General features: G+C 71.8%; 2 protein-coding genes. One reads left to right on the forward strand and one right to left on the reverse strand.

Going from position 1 to position 723, the window contains the following annotated elements; all coding sequences use genetic code 11:
- Nucleotides 1–398: amino acid transporter (locus tag EHS43_RS45475; protein ID WP_125196144.1), on the forward strand; the 398-nt coding region annotated here is incomplete at its 5' end.
- 67 nt (nt 399–465) lie between these two features.
- Here EHS43_RS45475 and EHS43_RS45480 read toward each other — a convergent pair.
- On the reverse strand, nt 466–723 hold a 258-nt coding region (locus EHS43_RS45480), incomplete at its 5' end, for a heterodisulfide reductase-related iron-sulfur binding cluster (protein ID WP_369009083.1).

Here is a 723-nt window from a genome sequence, read left to right on the forward strand (position 1 = left end):
TCGGCGAGCAGAGCCGGGACCATCGCGACCTGGACCTGATGCACCGGCGGGAGCAGGAGCCGGCCGTCGTGGCGGCGCTGGCCGGAGCCGGGTTCGTGGAGAGCCTCGACCTGCGGCCGGTGCGGTTCGTGGTCACCGCTCCCGGCGGCCGGGAGGTCGATCTGCACCCGCTGGACTTCGCCGGGGACGGTTCCGCCGTTCAGGCGTCCGGGGACCCGGAGCGGCCCTTCGTCTACCCGGCCTCCGCCTTCGTGACCGGGACCGTCGGCGGCAGGGCCGTCGCGTGTCTGTCGGCCGAGCAGCAGGTCCACTTCCACCAGGGGTACGAGCCGACGGAGCGCGACCGGCACGACATGGCCCTGCTGCGGCGCGCCTTCGGGATCGCCACCCACTTCTGAGCGCCGACGCGCCGGAGCCCCCGGGTCCGGTGGGACCTGGGGGCTCCGAACGGCTCTGCGGCGGCGGCTACTTCACCGGCTCCGGCTCCGGCTCGCTCTCCGTCTCCGAGGTGTCCTCCGGGTCGAGCGGCGTCTTCACCGACTGCAGCAGCAGCTGGGCGACGTCGACGACCTGGATGGACTCCTTGGCCTTGCCGTCGTTCTTCTTGCCGTTGACCGAGTCGGTGAGCATGACCAGGCAGAACGGGCAGGCCGTGGAGACGATGTCGGGGTTCAGCGAGAGAGCCTCGTCGACGCGCTCGTTGTTGATGCGCTTGCCGATCCG

Source organism: Streptomyces sp. RP5T (genome assembly GCF_003933965.1).
Classification (GTDB): domain Bacteria; phylum Actinomycetota; class Actinomycetes; order Streptomycetales; family Streptomycetaceae; genus Streptomyces.